Source organism: Microcoleus sp. B4-C2, from assembly GCF_036705265.1.
Lineage (GTDB): Bacteria > Cyanobacteriota > Cyanobacteriia > Cyanobacteriales > Microcoleaceae > Microcoleus.
Window position 1 is genome coordinate 55,051 of sequence record NZ_JAUBUB010000012.1, and the last position, 18,417, is coordinate 73,467.

General features: G+C 47.0%; 20 protein-coding genes. 12 read left to right on the forward strand and 8 right to left on the reverse strand.

Annotation, left to right across the window (positions count from 1 at the left end):
* Positions 1-236 precede the first annotated feature (236 nt).
* The 4 genes from QUB20_RS06760 (at position 237) to QUB20_RS06775 (ending at position 4,219) form a co-directional block, all read left to right on the forward strand.
* Positions 237-1,790 (forward strand): NADH-quinone oxidoreductase subunit M, encoded by a 1,554-nt coding sequence (locus tag QUB20_RS06760; protein WP_333055349.1) that lies wholly within the window; start codon positions 237-239, stop codon positions 1,788-1,790.
* Positions 1,791-1,941: 151 nt separating this feature from the next.
* Complete coding sequence (locus QUB20_RS06765) at positions 1,942-2,328, forward strand: NirD/YgiW/YdeI family stress tolerance protein (protein WP_333244901.1); 387 nt, start codon at positions 1,942-1,944, stop codon at positions 2,326-2,328.
* 109 nt (positions 2,329-2,437) lie between these two features.
* The gene (locus QUB20_RS06770; RefSeq protein WP_333209656.1) at positions 2,438-3,760 is read left to right on the forward strand and encodes a CO2 hydration protein; all 1,323 of its coding nucleotides are present in this window, start codon (positions 2,438-2,440) and stop codon (positions 3,758-3,760) included.
* Between the two features lie 252 nt (positions 3,761-4,012).
* A complete protein-coding gene (locus QUB20_RS06775) occupies positions 4,013-4,219 on the forward strand; it encodes a hypothetical protein (RefSeq protein ID WP_333055353.1) in 207 nt (68 codons plus the stop codon).
* A gap of 41 nt (positions 4,220-4,260) precedes the next feature.
* On the opposite strand, the gene QUB20_RS06780 is transcribed toward QUB20_RS06775, so the two are convergent.
* On the reverse strand, positions 4,261-4,731 hold the full coding sequence (locus tag QUB20_RS06780) for a hypothetical protein (protein ID WP_333244898.1): 471 nt from the start codon (positions 4,729-4,731) through the stop codon (positions 4,261-4,263).
* A gap of 181 nt (positions 4,732-4,912) precedes the next feature.
* Here QUB20_RS06780 and QUB20_RS06785 point away from each other — a divergent pair, with 181 nt between their 5' ends.
* The 5 genes from QUB20_RS06785 to QUB20_RS06805 all read left to right on the forward strand — a co-directional run bounded on the left by QUB20_RS06785 (position 4,913) and on the right by QUB20_RS06805 (position 6,487).
* Positions 4,913-5,125, forward strand: a complete 213-nt coding sequence (locus QUB20_RS06785; RefSeq protein ID WP_006631307.1) for a helix-turn-helix domain-containing protein — start codon at positions 4,913-4,915, stop codon at positions 5,123-5,125.
* Positions 5,126-5,212: 87 nt separating this feature from the next.
* The gene (locus tag QUB20_RS06790) at positions 5,213-5,425 is read left to right on the forward strand and encodes a helix-turn-helix domain-containing protein (protein ID WP_006631308.1); all 213 of its coding nucleotides are present in this window, start codon (positions 5,213-5,215) and stop codon (positions 5,423-5,425) included.
* Between the two features lie 218 nt (positions 5,426-5,643).
* Positions 5,644-5,862 carry a helix-turn-helix domain-containing protein gene (locus tag QUB20_RS06795; protein ID WP_293135490.1) on the forward strand — a complete coding sequence of 73 codons (219 nt, stop codon included), beginning with the start codon at positions 5,644-5,646 and terminating at the stop codon, positions 5,860-5,862.
* A 75-nt stretch (positions 5,863-5,937) separates the two neighbouring features.
* Complete coding sequence (locus QUB20_RS06800; RefSeq protein ID WP_006631307.1) at positions 5,938-6,150, forward strand: helix-turn-helix domain-containing protein; 213 nt, start codon at positions 5,938-5,940, stop codon at positions 6,148-6,150.
* A gap of 142 nt (positions 6,151-6,292) precedes the next feature.
* The gene (locus tag QUB20_RS06805; RefSeq protein ID WP_333055355.1) at positions 6,293-6,487 is read left to right on the forward strand and encodes a hypothetical protein; all 195 of its coding nucleotides are present in this window, start codon (positions 6,293-6,295) and stop codon (positions 6,485-6,487) included.
* Between the two features lie 78 nt (positions 6,488-6,565).
* Here the strand turns inward: QUB20_RS06805 and QUB20_RS06810 are convergent, their stop codons facing one another.
* On the reverse strand, positions 6,566-7,036 hold the full coding sequence (locus QUB20_RS06810; RefSeq protein ID WP_333244895.1) for a hypothetical protein: 471 nt from the start codon (positions 7,034-7,036) through the stop codon (positions 6,566-6,568).
* Between the two features lie 129 nt (positions 7,037-7,165).
* Here QUB20_RS06810 and QUB20_RS06815 point away from each other — a divergent pair, with 129 nt between their 5' ends.
* Positions 7,166-7,378 carry a helix-turn-helix domain-containing protein gene (locus QUB20_RS06815; protein ID WP_006631306.1) on the forward strand — a complete coding sequence of 71 codons (213 nt, stop codon included), beginning with the start codon at positions 7,166-7,168 and terminating at the stop codon, positions 7,376-7,378.
* Positions 7,379-7,536: 158 nt separating this feature from the next.
* Positions 7,537-7,731 carry a hypothetical protein gene (locus QUB20_RS06820; RefSeq protein ID WP_333211449.1) on the forward strand — a complete coding sequence of 65 codons (195 nt, stop codon included), beginning with the start codon at positions 7,537-7,539 and terminating at the stop codon, positions 7,729-7,731.
* A 32-nt stretch (positions 7,732-7,763) separates the two neighbouring features.
* Here QUB20_RS06820 and QUB20_RS28630 read toward each other — a convergent pair whose 3' ends face one another.
* From QUB20_RS28630 to psaA, 6 genes are all read right to left on the reverse strand, one after another.
* Entirely contained in the window at positions 7,764-7,895 is a 132-nt protein-coding gene (locus QUB20_RS28630; protein WP_445252016.1) for a DUF6939 family protein, read from the reverse strand.
* Between the two features lie 111 nt (positions 7,896-8,006).
* Positions 8,007-8,546: a cold shock domain-containing protein gene (locus QUB20_RS06825; protein ID WP_333244892.1), complete on the reverse strand. Its 540-nt coding sequence runs from the start codon at positions 8,544-8,546 to the stop codon at positions 8,007-8,009.
* A 149-nt stretch (positions 8,547-8,695) separates the two neighbouring features.
* Positions 8,696-9,889 carry a transposase gene (locus QUB20_RS06830; protein WP_333244889.1) on the reverse strand — a complete coding sequence of 398 codons (1,194 nt, stop codon included), beginning with the start codon at positions 9,887-9,889 and terminating at the stop codon, positions 8,696-8,698.
* Positions 9,890-10,175: 286 nt separating this feature from the next.
* Positions 10,176-11,207 (reverse strand): DMT family transporter, encoded by a 1,032-nt coding sequence (locus tag QUB20_RS06835; RefSeq protein ID WP_333244886.1) that lies wholly within the window; start codon positions 11,205-11,207, stop codon positions 10,176-10,178.
* 144 nt (positions 11,208-11,351) lie between these two features.
* Positions 11,352-13,580 carry a photosystem I core protein PsaB gene (psaB, locus tag QUB20_RS06840; RefSeq protein ID WP_333103716.1) on the reverse strand — a complete coding sequence of 743 codons (2,229 nt, stop codon included), beginning with the start codon at positions 13,578-13,580 and terminating at the stop codon, positions 11,352-11,354.
* Between the two features lie 110 nt (positions 13,581-13,690).
* Positions 13,691-15,985: a photosystem I core protein PsaA gene (psaA, locus tag QUB20_RS06845; protein ID WP_333057330.1), complete on the reverse strand. Its 2,295-nt coding sequence runs from the start codon at positions 15,983-15,985 to the stop codon at positions 13,691-13,693.
* Between the two features lie 645 nt (positions 15,986-16,630).
* Between psaA and QUB20_RS06850 the strand changes: the two genes are divergently transcribed.
* Positions 16,631-18,259: a hypothetical protein gene (locus QUB20_RS06850; RefSeq protein WP_333244883.1), complete on the forward strand. Its 1,629-nt coding sequence runs from the start codon at positions 16,631-16,633 to the stop codon at positions 18,257-18,259.
* The last annotated feature ends 158 nt before the right edge of the window (positions 18,260-18,417 follow it).

Consider the following 18,417-nt stretch of genomic DNA (forward strand, 5'->3'; position numbering starts at 1 on the left):
GTAGGGGCTGTGCCCCCAGAGTTAGTTGACCTGGGACAGTTGACCTGGGACAGCAAGGGGTTTTAACAGCCTACAATTGACAGTTGACAATTGACAGCGAGGGGTTTGTAACAGCGAAAAATTGAAATTTGACAATTGACGCTTGATAACTATCAACTATCAACTATCAACTCTCAAAGATTGACTATCAACTATCAACTCTCAATAGATTCTTTACTCTTTACTCTTCACACATTATGCTTAGTGCCTTGCTCTGGTTGCCCGCGTTGGGCGCTGCGGTAGTCGGGTTCCTGCCCGGAAACATAAATGGGATGCGCCTGCGTTCAATAGCATCGGCTTTTGCAGCAGCTATTTTCATATTGAATATCTGGCTGTTAACTCAATTCGATCCAGCAAATTCTGGACTGCAATTTCAAGAATATTTGCCTTGGATTCCCCAATTAGGTTTGAGCTACAACTTGGGCATTGATGGCTTGTCCTTGCCGCTGCTGGTTTTAAGTGCTTTGCTGACGCTATTAGTCATTTACGGCACTGGCGAAAAGATGGAGCGCCCCCAGCTTTACTACGCTTTGATTTTGCTAATCAATGCTGGTATTGCCGGAGCTTTGATGTCTCAAAATTTGCTGCTGTTTGTACTGTTTTACGAAGTAGAATTAATTCCTTTTTACCTGTTGATTGCGATTTGGGGCGGAAAGCAGCGGGAATACGCTGCCATGAAGTTTTTGATCTACACGGCAGTTTCGGGACTTTTAGTGCTGGCAGCATTTTTGGGTGTTGCTTGGCTGAGCGGTTCTTTAAATTTCGATTACAGTGCGATTACCACTCAAGAATTGCCGAGAAATGTGCAGTTAATCCTGCTAACAATTTTGCTAATTGGGTTGGGAATTAAAATTCCCTTGGTGCCGCTGCATACTTGGCTACCCGATGCTTACGTGGAAGCTTCGCCAGCAACAGCAATTTTGCTGGGAGGGATTCTGGCGAAGTTGGGAACTTACGGTTTAGTGCGGTTTGGCTTGCAGATGTTTCCCGAAACTTGGTCGATTATAGCTCCCGGTTTAGCGATTATCGGGACTGTGAGCGTGATGTACGGTGCTTTGAGCGCGATCGCCCAAAAAGACATCAAGCGCATGGTAGCCTATAGTTCGATCGGGCATATGGGCTACATCCTCGTTGCCTGCGCTGCGGGTACGAAGCTGGCATTAATCGGTGCAGTCGGGCAAATGGTAAGCCACGGCTTAATTTTAGCTTTGCTATTTTATTTAGTAGGCATCATCGAAAGCAAAGTCGGCACGCGAGATTTGGACGTGCTCAACGGTTTGATGAATCCGATGCGGGGTTTACCCACGGCTAGTTCCCTGTTAGTTTTGGGCGGCATGGCAAGCGCCGGCATTCCGGGTTTGGTGGGTTTTATTGCCGAATTTTTAGTATTTCAAGGCAGTTTCTCTATCTTTCCAATTCCCACTTTAATCTGCATTTTAGCTTCGGGTTTAACAGCCGTTTACTTTGTGATTCTGCTCAACCGCACCTGTTTTGGGAAGTTGGACAATGCCACGGCTTACTACCCTCCAGTTACGTTTGCTGAAAATATGCCGGCGCTGGTTTTGGCGGGCATCATTTTCGTGTTGGGAATTCAACCTGCTTGGCTGCTCAAGTGGAGCGAATCGACTACAAATGCGATCGTTGCTACTCTGCCGGCTGACAGGAATACCCAAGTTGCTATTAGCTATCCTTGGAAAAAATCAGCGATTGAAATCGCCTTTACACAAACGAAGTCTGTCTCCGCAGACTGAGATAGCTCAGCGATTAAAATAGGGTCGGCACTTGCCTTGTGTCCGACTATGCTGCCTCACAAATATCTACTCGTTACTAGGCTCTGTATCCAATTTTAATGAAAGATTTTGGACGCAGAGCCTCCAGATAAATACCAGGATATGAGCGCTCATGAAACCGAAAAAACTTTTCAGTGTATCCGCAGTTACAACCCTTCTTTTAGTAGTGGCAACTTCTGCTTTTGCACAAGCTATAACTCGCATTCGCGATTTGCCAGCATCGAAAACAGGAATTACCATCTCTGGCCGAGTAGTCGCTTTTGGAGAAGCTGATGAAAATGAGTGGATTTTAAATGACGGCAGCGGTCAAGTTAAAGTCGATGCCGGCCCGCGCAGGTGGCGCAATATTAATCTATCAGAAGGGGAAACAATTACCGTTGTTGGCGAAATGGATGACGGCGAATTTGATGCTTTTTCGATTACTCTGTCGAACGGATCAATTATCAACATCCGCTCTCCACAAGGCCCGCCTCCTTGGGCTGGAAAAGAGGAAAAATAACTGTAAAAAGCAGCGCTATCTTTCCGAAAAGCATGAGATTTGGGAGAACCTAATTCCCGAATAGAGCAATTTATAAATTGTAAAATTCAGTCAAACAAAAGAAGAAACAATGGTACAAACCCCTAATAAACCAGCAACTAAACTACCGCCTTCAAAACACGAATTTGCCGAAATAATTCACAGACTGGAAGCGGGCGGCGCTATGATTCCAGATACGCCGGAAAATCTGATGCAAATCATCGCTATCTGGAAAGCTTACGCGGTGCCGATGGACTTCTACTGGCGGGATTTGCTTTACATCGCCGAACGAGTATTTTTACACCCGCTTCCTTTCTTTAAATACTTTTTACCGCAAGAGTATTTAGATTTACAAAATCACTATGCAGGCGACGGTGCAGATTTGCGGATTTGGCGCGGTACTGGAAGTGTCCACCCAGAACTTTTGGAGTTCATGGAGAAGGGTGAAACTGGTAAACTCCCGCGGCTGTTCCATCATTTGTGGCACGATCGCATTAACATGGAATTTGCCGAAGAGTGCATGAGATCAATGCTTTGGCACCGGGGCTTGTACGTCCCAACCAATCAATTCGATCCTTATTTGGACAGTGACGAATATAAAGCTAATGCCGATCGCGCAATTAAAGCTTACTTCAAAAAAGACCCGTTCATGCTGGCAATTCACAAAGCATTTCCCGAAATGTTTTTAGAACAGTGCCGCCAAATGTCTTATTACAGCAATCTCGGTTTATTCTGGGAAGTAATGGCACCGGTGTTTTTTGAAGTTTCCGACTTGTACGACGAAGGGAAAATTACCACAGTCCCGCAGGCGATGGATTTCCTAGTAAATGGCATATTTGCGATCGCCGGAAGGCCCATTTACCACCATGTCCAAATCGACGGTGAAACCTACGAAATCATCCCCAAATCTAAAGGTTTCACTTGGCTTTACGAAGCAGCGTTACCTTACGTGGAAGCTGTATTTTATCGCACTTCGCCATTCCGAGGCACCAAATCTTACAACGCTCAAGCTAGAGAAGTTCCTGACGACCAAAAAGACTTCCACTACGGAGTTTTGTATGCAGACAAATTCCCGGTAGGTACGGCGGGGATTCCGCCGACTTTGCTAGCACAAGATATGCTGCATTTCCTGCCGCCTTATTTGATGGATTTCTACAAACAGCGCTGTCGCGGCGAAGATGATATCCTAAATCAAATTGGGGTGACATTCCAGCGATCGATGTACTGCGTAACTTCGGCGGTGATTCAAGCGTTACGGACTGCTCTTTTGTATCCTTTAGATGACCCGAATCCAAAGCATTTGAAGGCAAATCGGGCTTTCTTTGAGTCTCAGATCGATCGCTTCTGTCGCCCGGAATACGGCATGAAATATGCTGCGAAGCTCAAGAATATTCAGACTTCGGATTATAGGTAAAAGATGTTTGCGGGAGACATCTTAGCTTCCAAGTCCGCCAATCCGTTAGTCCGCCAGGGGTTGAAACCCCTGGCTCAAAGCTCAAGTCGGTTGAAACCGACTGGGAAAAATCAGAGCTTTTTAAGCCGTTTCAAAAGTCCTATAATATTAGATTAGTTGGTCTCAGAATTATTCATCTCTCTCTTCTCTTCCTCTGCGTTCTCTGCGTTCTCTGCGGTTTAATCATTCCGATATAAAAAATAATCAATAACTATGGACAGCAAACAGCTAGCCAAATATATCGAAGCAACCGATGGGATTTCCAAACCTTGGCTGTTGGTGCAACTGCGGCTGAAAAAATTGCAAGAAAGGCGATCGGAGATTTCTGCTGAAGAGTATATGACAGAACTTACCGATATCCACAAAGATTTAATGAATCTGGGGGAATGGTGGCTGGGAATCGAAGATGAAGTGTTTTAAAATTTAATTGAAAGTTCAAGTAGGATTAAGTCGATCGCACTTTAAAATTTCTCCATCAAATCTTTTTCTTGGGCATAGACATCTCGTAGCTGTTGCAGCGCGGGCCCAGAAATGACCGATTTAACAGTAGCTACCAATTGGCCCCACTCTAGCAAGCTGTCAACGGAAACAGCTTTTTTGAACTTGTGGGTGTAAAATTTCGTCCAAAATGCTGGTGCTTGCTTGCTTTTCCAGCGTTTGTACCATCTGCCAAAATCTTGAAGTGCGATCGGCTTTACTGCTAAAATCGGGGGAAAATCGGCGTAGCTGACAAAGCGGCTGATGCCTTTGGCGTGCACGTAAACCATGTAGCGACAGCATTCGATGCGGTAAATCTCGTCTGCTGTGATATTGAAGAGGAGTGCAACTGTTTCTTCGGTAACGAATCTCGCCAGCGGATGCAGGATTGGCGATTTGTGAATTATTCTGGATTCTGCGATCGTCCGCGATTTTGCCGGAGTTTCTGATATCATGGCTAGTACACCTCTGGATATGGTTAGTAGACTTCTGGATATGGCAAATGCACTTTTTGATAGAAAGAAATAATCTGTCCAGATTAGGTTTTACAGACGATCGCCCTTTAGTTTTCCAGGCCGGGGGGCGATCGCTCTTTACATATAAAATTGTACGACGCAATTGCATCAACTGTCAAGCATGGGTTTAGTCAGGCTAAAAATTCGGGAACTAGCGGCGGAGAAGGGCTGGACGCTTAAGGAAGTATCCGATCGTTCCGGGGTAATTTATAGCACTGTCAGAAGCTATGCTCGTCGTCCTGAAATGGCAATGGTTGACTTTACCTGCCTGCGGAAGTTAGCTCGGACTTTTGATGTGATGATTGAGGATCTGGTTGAGGTTTTGGAGGAATAGGTCGATCGACCTTAAGTTGTCTAGACCGGGGGCGATCGCTTTTTTAGATGCAATTATCTTAAAACGCAACTGCATTATTTGTCAAGCATGGGTTTAGTCAGAGTTAAAGTGCGAGAGCTAGCGGCCGAGAGAGGCTGGACATTCAAGGAGGTGGCTGAGCGATCGGGCGTGATCTATAGCACCATAACCAGCTATGCTCGTCGTTCAGAAATATCAATGGTTGACTTTACCGCCCTGTACAAGTTAGCGCGGGCCTTTGATGTGATGATTGAGGACTTGGTGGAGATTATTGAGGAATAGGTCGATCGTCCGCGATTTTGCCGGAGTTTCTGATATCATAATAGACGCATCTCTTGATTGTAGGTGTGTACATCTTTTTGTTGTAGATGTGCAGGACAGAGATTATCTGTCCTGATTAGGTTTAATAGGCGATCGCCCTTAGTTGTCCAGACGTGAGGCGATCGCTTTTTCAGATATCTAATATTAAACGACAGCAGATTGTCATTTGTCAAGTCAGTATGAGCAAAGGCTTAGTGAGGTTGCGGATTCGGGAGTTTGCGGCCCAGAACGGCTGGACACTTAAGGAAGTTTCCGATCGATCGGGCGTTGGTTACAGCACCATCAGAAACTACGCCCAATGTCAAGGCATGACAACCGTTAATTTTGCCTACTTGCACAGGTTGGCTCGCACGTTTGACGTAATGATTGAGGATTTGGTGGAGATTTTGGAGGAATAGGTCGATCGCCCACGATATTGACTGATTTTCAGATATCATGGTGAGTCAACCTAAGAATTGCATCAACTGTCAAGCATGGGTTTAGTCAGGCTAAAAATTCGGGAACTAGCGGCGGAGAAGGGCTGGACGCTTAAGGAAGTATCCGATCGTTCCGGGGTAATTTATAGCACTGTCAGAAGCTATGCTCGTCGTCCTGAAATGGCAATGGTTGACTTTACTTGCCTGCGGAAGTTAGCTCGGACTTTTGATGTGATGATTGAGGATCTGGTTGAGGTTTTGGAGGAATAGGGCGATCAACCTTTCCACTTTTCCACTATAAACCCTTGTGTCTCGTCTTGTCAAGACGCGCTTAAGCAGTTGGCATCGCAGATAAAAGCTCAGCTTAAAGGTGCTAAGATTTAGTCTAAGTTGTTAATCTCCCGTTACCTTTGTGACTAGAGCCAGTACCGCCATTGGGGTTAGCCCCATAATTAAGGAACTTGTGCAGAAAAAGGCGCTAGCAACCAGGCTAACGCTGAAGGAAATCATCTATGTCGGGATGCTGGCGATCGACGAGTTAGACGAAAAGCGCTTACAAGAGTTGGCTGATAAGGTGCATCAGATGCAGGTAAAGGGCGAGATTTGAGGGGAAAAGGGCGATTCCCTACGGGATAGCTACGCTTCACGCCCTTTTGGTGAAGTGAGGTTCGGGGCTATCGCATATTCAAAAATTTTCCCGCCTATATTTTTCGTATAAATAAGCATCTCGCAGTTGTTGCAAAGCTGTTTCTGAGAATAGGGATTTGACTACAGCTACCAAGAGGCCCCATGACAACTGTTTATCCACAGTAATAGCGTTTTTGAATTGATGTATATAAAACTGTGTCCAAAAATCAGGTGCTTTTTTGCCTTTCCAGCGTTTGTACCATCTGCCAAAGTCTTGAAGTTTCGGTAATTCTACTTCTAAAATTGGCGGAAAATCGGCATAACTGACAAACCGACTGATGCCTTTAGCGTGGACGTAGACCATGTGGCGACAGCATTCGATGCGGTAAATCTGGTCTGTTGAGATATTGAACAGCAGTGCAACAGTTTCTTCTGTGACAAATCTTGCCAGCGGATGAAGGACTGGGGACTTGTGGATTATTTTGGAGCAGGCGAAGGTGCTTGATTTTAGCCCAAATGCTGCTATCATGGTTATTCAGACAGCTAGTAACTGTCTATTTAAGTTTTAAAGACGATCGCCCTTTAGTTGTCCAGACCGGGGGGCGATCGGCTTTTTAGATAAAATTATTCTAAGGTGTTATAGCACCCATTGTCAAGCATGGGTTTAGTCAGAATTAAAGTCAGAGAACTAGCAGCAGAGAAAGGTTGGACATTCAAGGAAGTTTCAGAACGTTCTGGAGTGGTATACAACACGGTCAAGCATTATGCTCGCTGTCCAGGGCTGACAACGGTTGACTTTACTTTGCTGCTGAAATTAGCTCGGACTTTTGATGTGATGATTGAGGATTTGGTTGAGGTTTTGGAGGAATAGGTCGATCGCCCTTAAGTTGTCTAGACCGGGGGCGATCGCTTTTTTTTATTTTTTACACTATAGCATGATTAACTGTAGTTAGTCAAACATTACTGTACTTAATCGGACTGAGGATGCTAACATCAAGGAAAGTTGTTATTAATAGTTGATTATTCTTCGTGGCTAAAACTAATACTGCGATCGCGGTCAGTTCCGTGATCAAGGAAGTCATTCAAAAACAAGCGCTAGCGACCAGACTAACTCAGAAAGAAGTAGTGTATTTGGGAATGCTGGCAATTGATGCACTCGATAAGGAAAGCCGCCAAGAGTTGGCGGACAAGGTGCATCAAATGCAGATGAATGGGGAGATTTGAAGCTCAGGGAAACCAGGTCAACAGTGTAATCTTTACGGCAAAAATGGACTCAACTTTATCCAAGGTCGATCAGCTTTCGATGTAATATCAACAATCGGGGCTTGAGAATATTGGCTGCGTATCACGTCAATTTTCTTTCTTTTGCTTTCGACGTAGAGTTGCATCGTTAATTGGGGGCTCAAGTAAATCCACCATAGCAAAAACGGCGATATCAACTTCTTGCTTCTTCCTTGAGCAATTCGTTGCGGTGCAGCGCGGTTGTTGGGATGCTGGGGCTACCTCGGTGCTTTACGCCAACCATTGGCGATCGCCTCTGACTCTGTGCAAAACCATCTCTCACCGCTAGCTGGATCGATAACTGTTGATTCGTAATCTTCCATGCCTGGAAGGTGATAAACCTTATTGCCTGTATCGATCGAGATGTTGCCTTTGATAGTACATCCTGGTTTTGCGATCGATGTAATTGGAGAAGGTGAACGACTAGGACTAAACTCCATTGTAAGAACCACAATGACAGCCAGAATCCCAATACCAAAAACTGTTTTGAGTACACCGCGTTTCTGTGGTTTCTGCTTTGTTGGTTCATTTCGAGGTGCAACACCTTGAATTGATGCTCTAGTTGCACGTACTTTCCCGTCTGTTTCAGCAACTTGCTCGTACAAAATCGTATCTCCGACTTTTGGGCGGCGACTTGCTTCCTTCAGCGCACTGATATGCAAGAAAACTTCTTTACTGCCATCATCCGGTTTAATGAAGCCAAACCCCCGATCGTCTTTCCAGGTTGTCAGTTGCCCTTTATTCAGAACAGGTTTCATAAAATTGAACTTTTATTCGTGCTTAACAGACTCAGCCAACCACTTCGCCTTCTGGCGCCGATGAACATTAATCGGACTGTTACGAATATCAACTTCTAGGGTTACTTATTTTGACACTCCCCGGCCTTGAAGGCGCGGGGATTCTTGGATCATCCAGTCGATTTGCTTGTTGATGTCACCACCAGCGAGTAGAGATCGGTCTGTCCCCCAGCGTGAATTCCGGCGTGCCCCGCCGTATTTAAATTAAATTTTGCCTGCTTTAACCCTTTCGCCAAAATGTTCAACGCAGCATTGTGGTCGCGATCCAATATCGTACCGCAACCACAAATATGGGTTCGAGTTGACAGGGTTTTCTTGACTAGATTGCCGCAATTTGAACAGTTCTGAGAGGTGTACTGTGGTGGAACAGCAATGACTGTTTTGCTGTACACTTTCCCGAAATATTCTAACCATTGAGCAAATAGTGACCAGGCTGCATCGCTGATTGATTTAGCGAGCTTGTGGTTTTTAACCATATTCCGAACCTGAAGGTCTTCGTAGGCTACAAAATCGTTAGATTTTACCGCGCACAACGCCGTCTTTATGGCGAAGTCTTTACGCTGCCTGCTGACTTTCCGGTGTTTTCTTCCTAACTTGTTGATCGCCTTTTTCCGGTTCTTGGAACCTTTCTTTTTCCGAGAAACTCGCTTCTGCAATCTCTTCAAAGCTTTTTCACTCTTTCGGAGGTAGCGAGGATTAGGAACTGTTTCGCCGTCGCTATCAGTATAAAAGTGGTTCAATCCCACGTCTATTCCAATAACCTTACCAGTCGGAACAAGTTCCTCTTTCCGCTCCACGTTGATACAGAATTGGGCGTGGTAGCCATCGGCACGGCGCACAATCCTAATTCGTTTAATCTCATCAGGCGCATAAAAATGCAAATCCCGACTACCGATTAACTTGAATCTCCCAGCAGCAAATCCATCTTTAAATGTTAGGCATCTTTTGTCACTAGAAAGCGACCAAGCGGACTGCTTGTACTCAACAGAGCGAGTATGTTTCTTGAACTGCGGGTATCCTTTTTTTCCTGGCTTCTTAGCTTTGCAGTTAGCAAAGAAACGCTGGATAGCAAAAATGGCACGTTCGGCGGAAGCCTGACGTGCCGTCGAATTAAGCTTACCTGCCCATTCAAACTCTTTTGCCATAACGGCGCATTGTTTGTACAGGTCTACTAGCTTAATCCCTTGATTATCTATCCAATGTCTAAGAGTTTTGTTTCGCACAAATTGAGCCGTCCGAATCATGTTGTCGATGATTCGATACTGCTCCGCTTTGCCCTTCAACTTAAACTCTAATACTATCATTTCAATAGTCTACCACTATTACAGAAACTTTGATTTGCAAGTCTGTATCTTTAACTAATCTTCACAGTGTCTGTAATTAAAGCCGTCCTATAAGGACGGGGCTTTAGACCCAATTTCTTGGTAAGCTGTTGCGCGTTTAAATTGCATATTCGGGACGGGCTCGCGTGCCCATCCCACAATAATTTGAGTGATTTTTGACACACAATTTAAATGGAGAACAGCTTATGTTCCAATCCCTTTTAAATTTTGACTCGATCGCCCCTTAACTAAGGCCAGCTAGTAACCATTAAATCCCTTTGAATCCCACTTCCATATCCATCTCTTTTGCCGGACTTACAGGAGGTTGAGGCGCGGATTGGGTTTGGTTGCGAAAAACACCAATTTGATTGAGAACGATCCCGATTAAAATGATGCTGCCGCCGATGTATTGAGCTGTTGTGGGCGTTTCCGATAAAATCAAATAGGCGGCTAAAATCCCCGCGATCGGACTAAACGAACTGGCGAGGGATACATCTGCAGCGCCCGTCGTTTTTAGTCCATTAAACCAGCACAGTTGTCCGCCAACAACAATAATCGCACCATAGACGAGCATCCACTGCCAGAGGAAGGGCGCAAAAACATCGATAAAGTGGGTGGGAGTATATAAGATTAAAACGACAATAAAGAAAACAACTGTTCCCAGTGTTGTTCTGATAATAGAGAACAATCCTAACGGAATTTGTTTGAGCGTGACTTTACTAATAATCGTCGAAATGGCTAACGCGATCGCCCCGGATGCTGCCATGAATTCGCCTCTGCCGATCGTCAATCCGCCCATGCCCATCATATCGGTAGTCGGGGCTTGCAATACAATAGTCAGTGCAACACCGACAAACGAAACCATCGCCCCCGCAATCACCCAAAGATTGACGCGATCGCCCAAAATTAGAATGGACAGCGCTAAAATCAGAGGCGGCTCGATGCGTCCAATCAGTACCACATTATTGACAGCGGTTAAATCCAACGCCATAAAAGTTAAGGCTGGAGCCAATGCCCCAGATAGCAAAGAAATTGCGATCAACCCCCACCATGTTTTACTGGGAATCGATCGGAAATTTTGCACTGTACATTGCTGGCGATAAACCAGGAATAAAACTGCTAACGCGCAGAGATTCCCTACAAATAAAACATTACAAAGTGAAATCAAATTTCTGCCGTCGATCGCATTCTGCGCTCCTAAATCGGTCAGTTTGCGAATGACAGAGTTAGAGGCAGCAAAAATGAGGATTGCTAGTAATAAATAGGTTCGTCCAGGGATGCGGTTGAATAATTGAGACACGATAATAGGAACATGAATATATGATGCGTTCTCTTCTTTATACCACTGTTTCCTATGCGGTAATTCCTTACAGAAATATACAAAAAAATCCCCCGCCAGAAGGCAGGGGATTTTAGTTAATTACCTAGAAACCAGAGTTCAGAGTTACCCGAATTTCCCGGCTGTCGAGGCAATTACAAAGGCCGCGTAAGTGAGGACGTTGCCCACAGTAAAGTGAACTAAGCCAACCAAACGACCTTGGACGATGGACAAAGCAACAGGCTTGTCTTTCCAGCGAACCAAGTTAGCCAAAGGAGTGCGCTCGTGAGCCCAAACCAAAGTCTCGATCAACTCTTGCCAGTAACCTCTCCAAGAGATCAGGAACATGAAACCAGTTGCCCAAACAAGGTGTCCGAATAAGAACATCCAAGCCCAGACTGACAAGTTGTTAGTACCATACGGGTTGTAACCGTTGATCAACTGAGAAGAATACAGCCAGAGGTAATCGCGGAACCAGCCCATCAGGTAGGTAGAAGACTCATTGAACTGAGCCACATTACCTTGCCAGATGCCTAGGTGCTTCCAGTGCCAGTAGAACGTTACCCAAGCTAGGGTGTTCAACATCCAGAATACAGACAGGTACATGGCGTCCCAAGCAGAGATGTCGCAAGTACCGCCACGGCCGGGGCCGTCGCAAGGGAAAGCATAACCGAAGTCTTTTTTGTCCGGCATCAGCTTAGAACCGCGTGCATCCAGAGCGCCCTTGACCAAGATCAAGGTGGTGGTGTGCAAGCCTAGTGCGATCGCGTGGTGAACCAAGAAATCGCCAGGTCCGATCGCCAAGAACAGAGAATTAGTACCGCTGTTAATCGCATCCAACCAGCCTGGGAGCCATACGTTGCCGTAGTTCGGCCAAGCGGTAGAAGCAATGCTGTCAGGGTTAGACAACAGCACGTCCATGCCGTAGAGAGCTTTGCCGTGAGCAGCTTGGATGAACTGTGCGAACACTGGTTCAATCAAGATTTGCTTTTCAGGAGTTCCGAAAGCAACTACAACGTCATTGTGAACGTACAAGCCGAGAGTGTGGAAGCCCAAGAACAGCGACACCCAGCTCAAGTGAGAGATAATCGCTTCTTTGTGCTGCAACACGCGATCGAGCACGTTGCCTTTATTTGCTTCAGGATCGTAGTCCCGCACCAAGAAGATAGCTCCGTGGGCGAAAGCGCCGACCATGATGAATCCAGCAATGTACTGGTGGTGAGTGTAAAGCGCAGCCTGAGTCGTGAAGTCCTTACCTATAAAAGCGTAGGGAGGCATCGCGTACATATGCTGTGCTACCAAGGAGGTAATTACACCCAAAGCAGCGAGGTGAAATGCCAGTTGGAAGTGCAGCGAGTTGTTGTAGGTTTCATACAAGCCTTGGTGAGGCAAGTTGAACTGTCCTTCACTCTTGCCGCCGACCAAACCAGCCTTAGAATCCAACATCTCTTTGATGCTGTGACCGATACCGAAGTTAGTCCGGTACATATGACCGGCAACGATAAACAGAACTGCGATCGCCAAGTGGTGGTGAGCGATGTCTGTCAGCCACAGGGATTCTGTTTGAGGGTGGAAGCCACCCAAGAAAGTCAGAATTGCGGTTCCAGCGCCTTCGGAAGTACCGAAGACATGGTTTGCTGCATCTGGATTCTCGGCGTATACGCCCCAGTTACCACTGAAGAACGGAGCCAAACCGGCCGGGTGAGGTGGGGTAGACAGGAAGTTGTCCCAACCTACGTGCTGTCCGCGAGATTCGGGGATAGCAACGTGAACCATGTGACCAGTCCAAGCCAAAGAGCTGACACCGAACAAACCAGCCAAGTGGTGGTTGAGGCGAGATTCAGCATTTTTGAACCAAGACAAGCTGGGGCGGTACTTCGGTTGGAGGTGCAACCAACCTGCGAACAGGAATACAGCGGCCAGCAGTAACAAGAAGATAGCTCCTTGATACAGGTCGGCGTTTGTCCGAATCCCTTGGGTGAACCACCAATGGTAGACACCGGAGTAAGAGATATCCACCGGGTTAGAAGCGCCCCCTTGAGTGAAAGCTTCTACAGCAGGAGCGCCGAATTGCGGGTCCCAAATCGCGTGAGCGATCGGGCGGACGTTTAGAGGGTCTTTAATCCACTGTTCAAAGTTACCTTGCCATGCTACGTGGAACAGGCTGCCCGATGTCCACAAGAAAATGATTGCTACGTGGCCGAAGTGAGAAGCAAAAATCTTTTGGTAAAGATTTTCTTCGGTCATGCCATCGTGGCTTTCAAAGTCGTGTGCTGTGGCAATCCCGTACCAGATCCGCCGTGTGGTCGGGTCTTGGGCAAGGTCTTGGCTAAATTTTGGAAATTTCGTTGCCATAAGCCTTGATTAATCCTGAATCCTGAACAAAATTGAAGGGATTCGGTTCGGAGTTTGGATTCTCGATTTGAGATTCCTCCCAAATCGAGAATCCAAAACCTAGGGGTAGTTTACCCTACCGAAATGATTCGCGCTAGGAAAAATGCCCACGTAGTGACAATTCCTCCTAGGAGGTAGTGAGCTACACCCACAGCCCGACCCTGAATAATGCTCAGAGCGCGAGGCTGAATCGACGGAGCTACCTTGAGCTTGTTGTGAGCCCAAACAATCGACTCAATCAGTTCTTGCCAGTAGCCGCGGCCGCTGAACAGGAACATCAAGCTGAAGGCGAAGACGAAGTGTCCAGCTAGGAACATCAGACCGTAGGCCGACAGTGCCGAACCGTAGGACTGAATCACCTGAGAAGCTTGCGCCCAAAGGAAGTCCCGCAGCCAGCCGTTAATCGTGATCGCACTTTGTGCGAAGTTGCCACCGGTAATGTGAGAAATTGTGCCGTCTGGCGATACTGTTCCCCACACGTCCGACTGCATTTTCCAGCTAAAGTGGAAAATCACGATCGAGATGCAGTTGTACATCCAGAACAAGCCTAGGAACACGTGATCCCAACCAGAAACTTGGCAGGTGCCGCCACGGCCTGGGCCGTCGCAAGGGAACCGGAAGCCCAAGTTGCCTTTGTCAGGAACCAAGCGAGAACTGCGTGCAAACAACACGCCCTTCAAGAGAATCAGGACTGTAACGTGAATGGTGAAAGCGTGGATGTGGTGGATCATGAAATCCGCCGTACCCAACTCGATCGGCATCATCGCTACTTTGCCGGCGACTACTACTGCACCGCCGCCAAAAGCGTGGCTAACGATTTCCGTAGCATTAGGCGCTGTTGTGCCCGGAGCCAAAGCGTGGATGTTTTGCACCCACTGGGCAAATATCGGACGCAACTGAATCCCGGTATCCGAGAACAAATCTTGAGGACGACCGAAAGCCCGCATTGTGTCGTTGTGAACGTACAAACCGAAGCTGTGGAAGCCCAAGAATATACAAACCCAGTTCAGGTGGGAAATAATCGCATCTCTATGACGGATCACGCGATCCAACAAGTTGTTGACATTTCCAGCGGGATCGTAATCCCGAACCATGAAGATTGCTCCGTGAGCGGCTGCTCCAACAATCAGGAATCCGCCAATCCACATGTGGTGGGTGAACAGGGATAGCTGAGTTGGGTAGTCGGTCGCGATGTACGGATACGGAGGCATCGCGTACATATGTTGGGCGACGATGATGCTCAAAGAGCCCATCAGTGCCAAGTTAATCGACAGTTGCGCGTGCCAAGAATTAGTCAGGATTTCGTAGAGACCTTTGTGACCTTCACCAGTGAAGGGGCCTTTGTGGTTCTCTAGGATTTCTTTCATGCTGTGGCCGATGCCCCAGTTCGTCCGGTACATATGACCAGCGACGATGAATAGCACTGCCAAAGCTAAGTGGTGGTGTGCTGTATCAGTCAGCCACAAACCGCCTGTGGTGGGGTTCAGACCGCCTTTGAAGGTCAGGAAGTCTGTATATGCGCCCCAGTTGAGGGTGAAGAAGGGGGTTAAACCTTTAGCGAAACTCGGGTAGATGTCAGCCATCAAGCCCGGTGTCAAAATCCACTCGTGCGGCAGGGGGATGTCGGCAACTGTTTTGATCAGCTTACCGCCGACTGTCAGCGGTGCACCTGCATCGATCGCGTCCATGCAAGCATTGATCGGCAGAGCCACGTGAATTTGTTGTCCTGCGAAGCCCAAGCACCCGCAGCCTAACAAAACTGCCAAGTGGTGGTTCATCATCGATTCCACGTTCTGGAACCATTCCAGTTTCGGAGCGCGGACGTGATAGTGGAACCAACCGGCAAACAGCATCAAAGCTGCCATTACCAGGGCGCCGATCGCAGTGCAATATAGCTGGTATGAGTTAGTGATGCCGTTGGCGCGCCACAATTGGAATAGACCAGAGGTGATCTGAATCCCGTGAAAGCCGCCGCCTACATCTGCATTTAAAATTTCTTGACCAAAAATCGGCCAGACCACTTGAGCGCTGGGCTTGATGGCTGTAGGATTTGTCAGCCAAGCTTCGTAATTGGAAAATTTAGCGCCGTGGAAATATGCGCCGCTCAACCATACGAAGATTACTGCCAAGTGGCCGAAGTGAGCGCTAAAGATTTTGCGCGAAACGTCTTCTAAGTCACTTGTATGACTGTCAAAGTCGTGAGCGTTAGCGTGGAGGTTCCAAATCCAAGTGGTGGTTTTTGGCCCCTTAGCTAGAGTGCGATCAAAATGACCGGGTTTTGACCACTTCTCGAAAGAAGTTGGAACCGGATTTTTATCGACTACTACCCTAGCTTTTACCTCTCGCTCTGGAGGACTAATGGTCATGAAGACTCTCCTCTCGGTAAGACAAGGAACGAGAACTGAACACTGTACCGGACACTCCCCACGCTTGATTAGGCGGGGGATTCTCGAAAAAGCCGACACTTCACTGCACTTTACTCTTTGCAGAGCTAGACGCAGGTGCATCGTCTCCCCAAGCATTTTGCTTCTGTGAAGAAGCCAGTTTCCCAGTGTCGCTAACAATGTGCCTGGGTACTGCCAACTCTTCTCGCTATCTGGAGCCGCCGATCGCGTCCTTGATTCAGACTTGATACTGCTGCTCCTTTTGAGGGAGTTTTATGAATTATAAGCTTGCTAGAGGAGTATTAATCGCTTGTTAACAATACTTAAAAAAGCCTCTATTCTTGATGTAATAACGCCTTTAAATCCCACAGTCGCTCTAAAAAGTCAAGGGGTACTGCCATTAACTTTACAAAACTCAAAGATAAGGTAATTTAGGAATACTCATTTGTAGATATATGTTTGGGAAAAAGGCTGCAGCAATTAAGAGTAGGAGAGGATGGGTTGCCCGCTGCTGCCTCAATCCGGGTTCCTACGCGGCTTTGGAATTCCAAAGCCGGCAATTCCCCAATACTAAATTCATTTTTGGGCTATAGTTCCCTATGAGAAGGCTTCTAGGAGTATGGTTGCGTGATTGGGATCAATTGGCACAGAACGGTTGCGGGCAGGCTGCTGGCATTGTTGGCAGCAGCAATATTAATGTTGGGTTTAGCAAGTTGTGGCGCGGGCAATCCCGAATTGCCCAAACCAGGGAACAAGAGCGGCTCAGCTACCGCCCCAGTAAACAGAATCTCAGAGGTTTCTCCCCCAGAAGCCATTCAACAACTGCGTCAGGCTCTAGAAATCTACCAGCCTCAAATTAGTATTTTGAATCCAAAACCTGACGAAGTGCTTCAGGATATAAATGTATCTGTTGAGTTCCAAGTGAAGGACTTGCCCATTTTCAAAGATGCAAACTTGGGTTTGGGCCCCCATCTGCAAGTTTTATTAGACAACCAACCTTATGCAGCAGTTTACGACATCAACCAACCTTTAACGCTGTCGAATTTAGAACCCGGAACCCATACCCTGCAAGTGTTTGCCGCTCGCCCTTGGGAAGAAAGCTTTAAAAACGAAGGTGCCGCAGCTCAAACCACCTTTCACGTTTTTACCAAAACAGACAATAATAATCCCGATCGAACATTGCCCCTATTAACGTACAACAGCCCCCAAGGCAGCTACGGGGCAGAACCCATCCTGCTCGACTTTTACTTGACAAATGCCCCTCCGCACGAAGTGGCGCAAGAAAATTCCCAAGATGAAATACTCGATTGGAAAATTCGAGCCACAGTCAACGGCCAAAGCTTTGCGATCGACCAGTGGCAACCTATATATCTTAAAGGATTCAAATCAGGGAAAAACTGGGTACAGCTAGAATTAATTGACGAACGGGGAAATATCGTCAAAAACGCCTTTAATAATACAGTCAGACTGATAAATTTCCAACCCCTTGGTCAAGAGCCTCTTTCTAAATTAGTGCGGGGCGAACTAACAGCCGCAGAAACTCGCGGTATAGTCGATCGTACCTACCAAGCCCCCGCTCCCACACCAACCCCAACCCCCGAACCGACACCGACACCTGCATTAGAAAAAACACCAGTTGTCCAACCCTCACCCACGCTTCCAGAAACCCCTGTTACCCAACCGAACTTAGAGCCCACAGTCGCTCCCGAAGTTGCTCCCATTCAAGCAATAGAACCGACACCAACAGCAACTCCACAGTTAGAAGCGCCGAAAATTGTAGAACCAATTCCAGTAATAGAACCGACACCAACAGCAACTCCACAGTTAGAAGCGCCGAAAATTGTAGAACCAATTCCAGTAATAGAACCGACACCGACAGCAACTCCACCGTTAGAAACCCCTAAAATTGTAGAACCAATTCCAGTAATAGAACCGACCCCAACAGAATCTCCCCAAACAAAAAAACAGGAATATAAAGGATACTACAATCGGTTCCGCAACTTCTTGCGTGAAGAACCCCAATCTGCTACTCCTTCATATCCGCCAACCCTGCCAGAAATAACAGAAAAAGCTCCAGTACCAAAAGTAGTCGCTCCCGCGATACCAGAACAATCTCCCAATCTTGTACCGCCAACGCCACCAGTTGCCGCTGAAACTCCTAGCCAGCCAACCAGCGAATTAGCCCCTCCCGAACCAACAGTTTCCGAACCCGAAAATCAGCCAAAATCCGAACAAAAAGTCGAATTTTCCACCTAACAAAAACTTTCTGGGATTCGTGGCATGGGCGTCCCGCCCGTGATCCAGTCGAATTTGCCACCTAACAAAAACTTTCTGGGCTTCGTGGCATGGGCGTCCCGCCCGTGATCCAGTCGAATTTGCCACCTAACAAAAACTTTCTGGGCTTCGTGGCATGG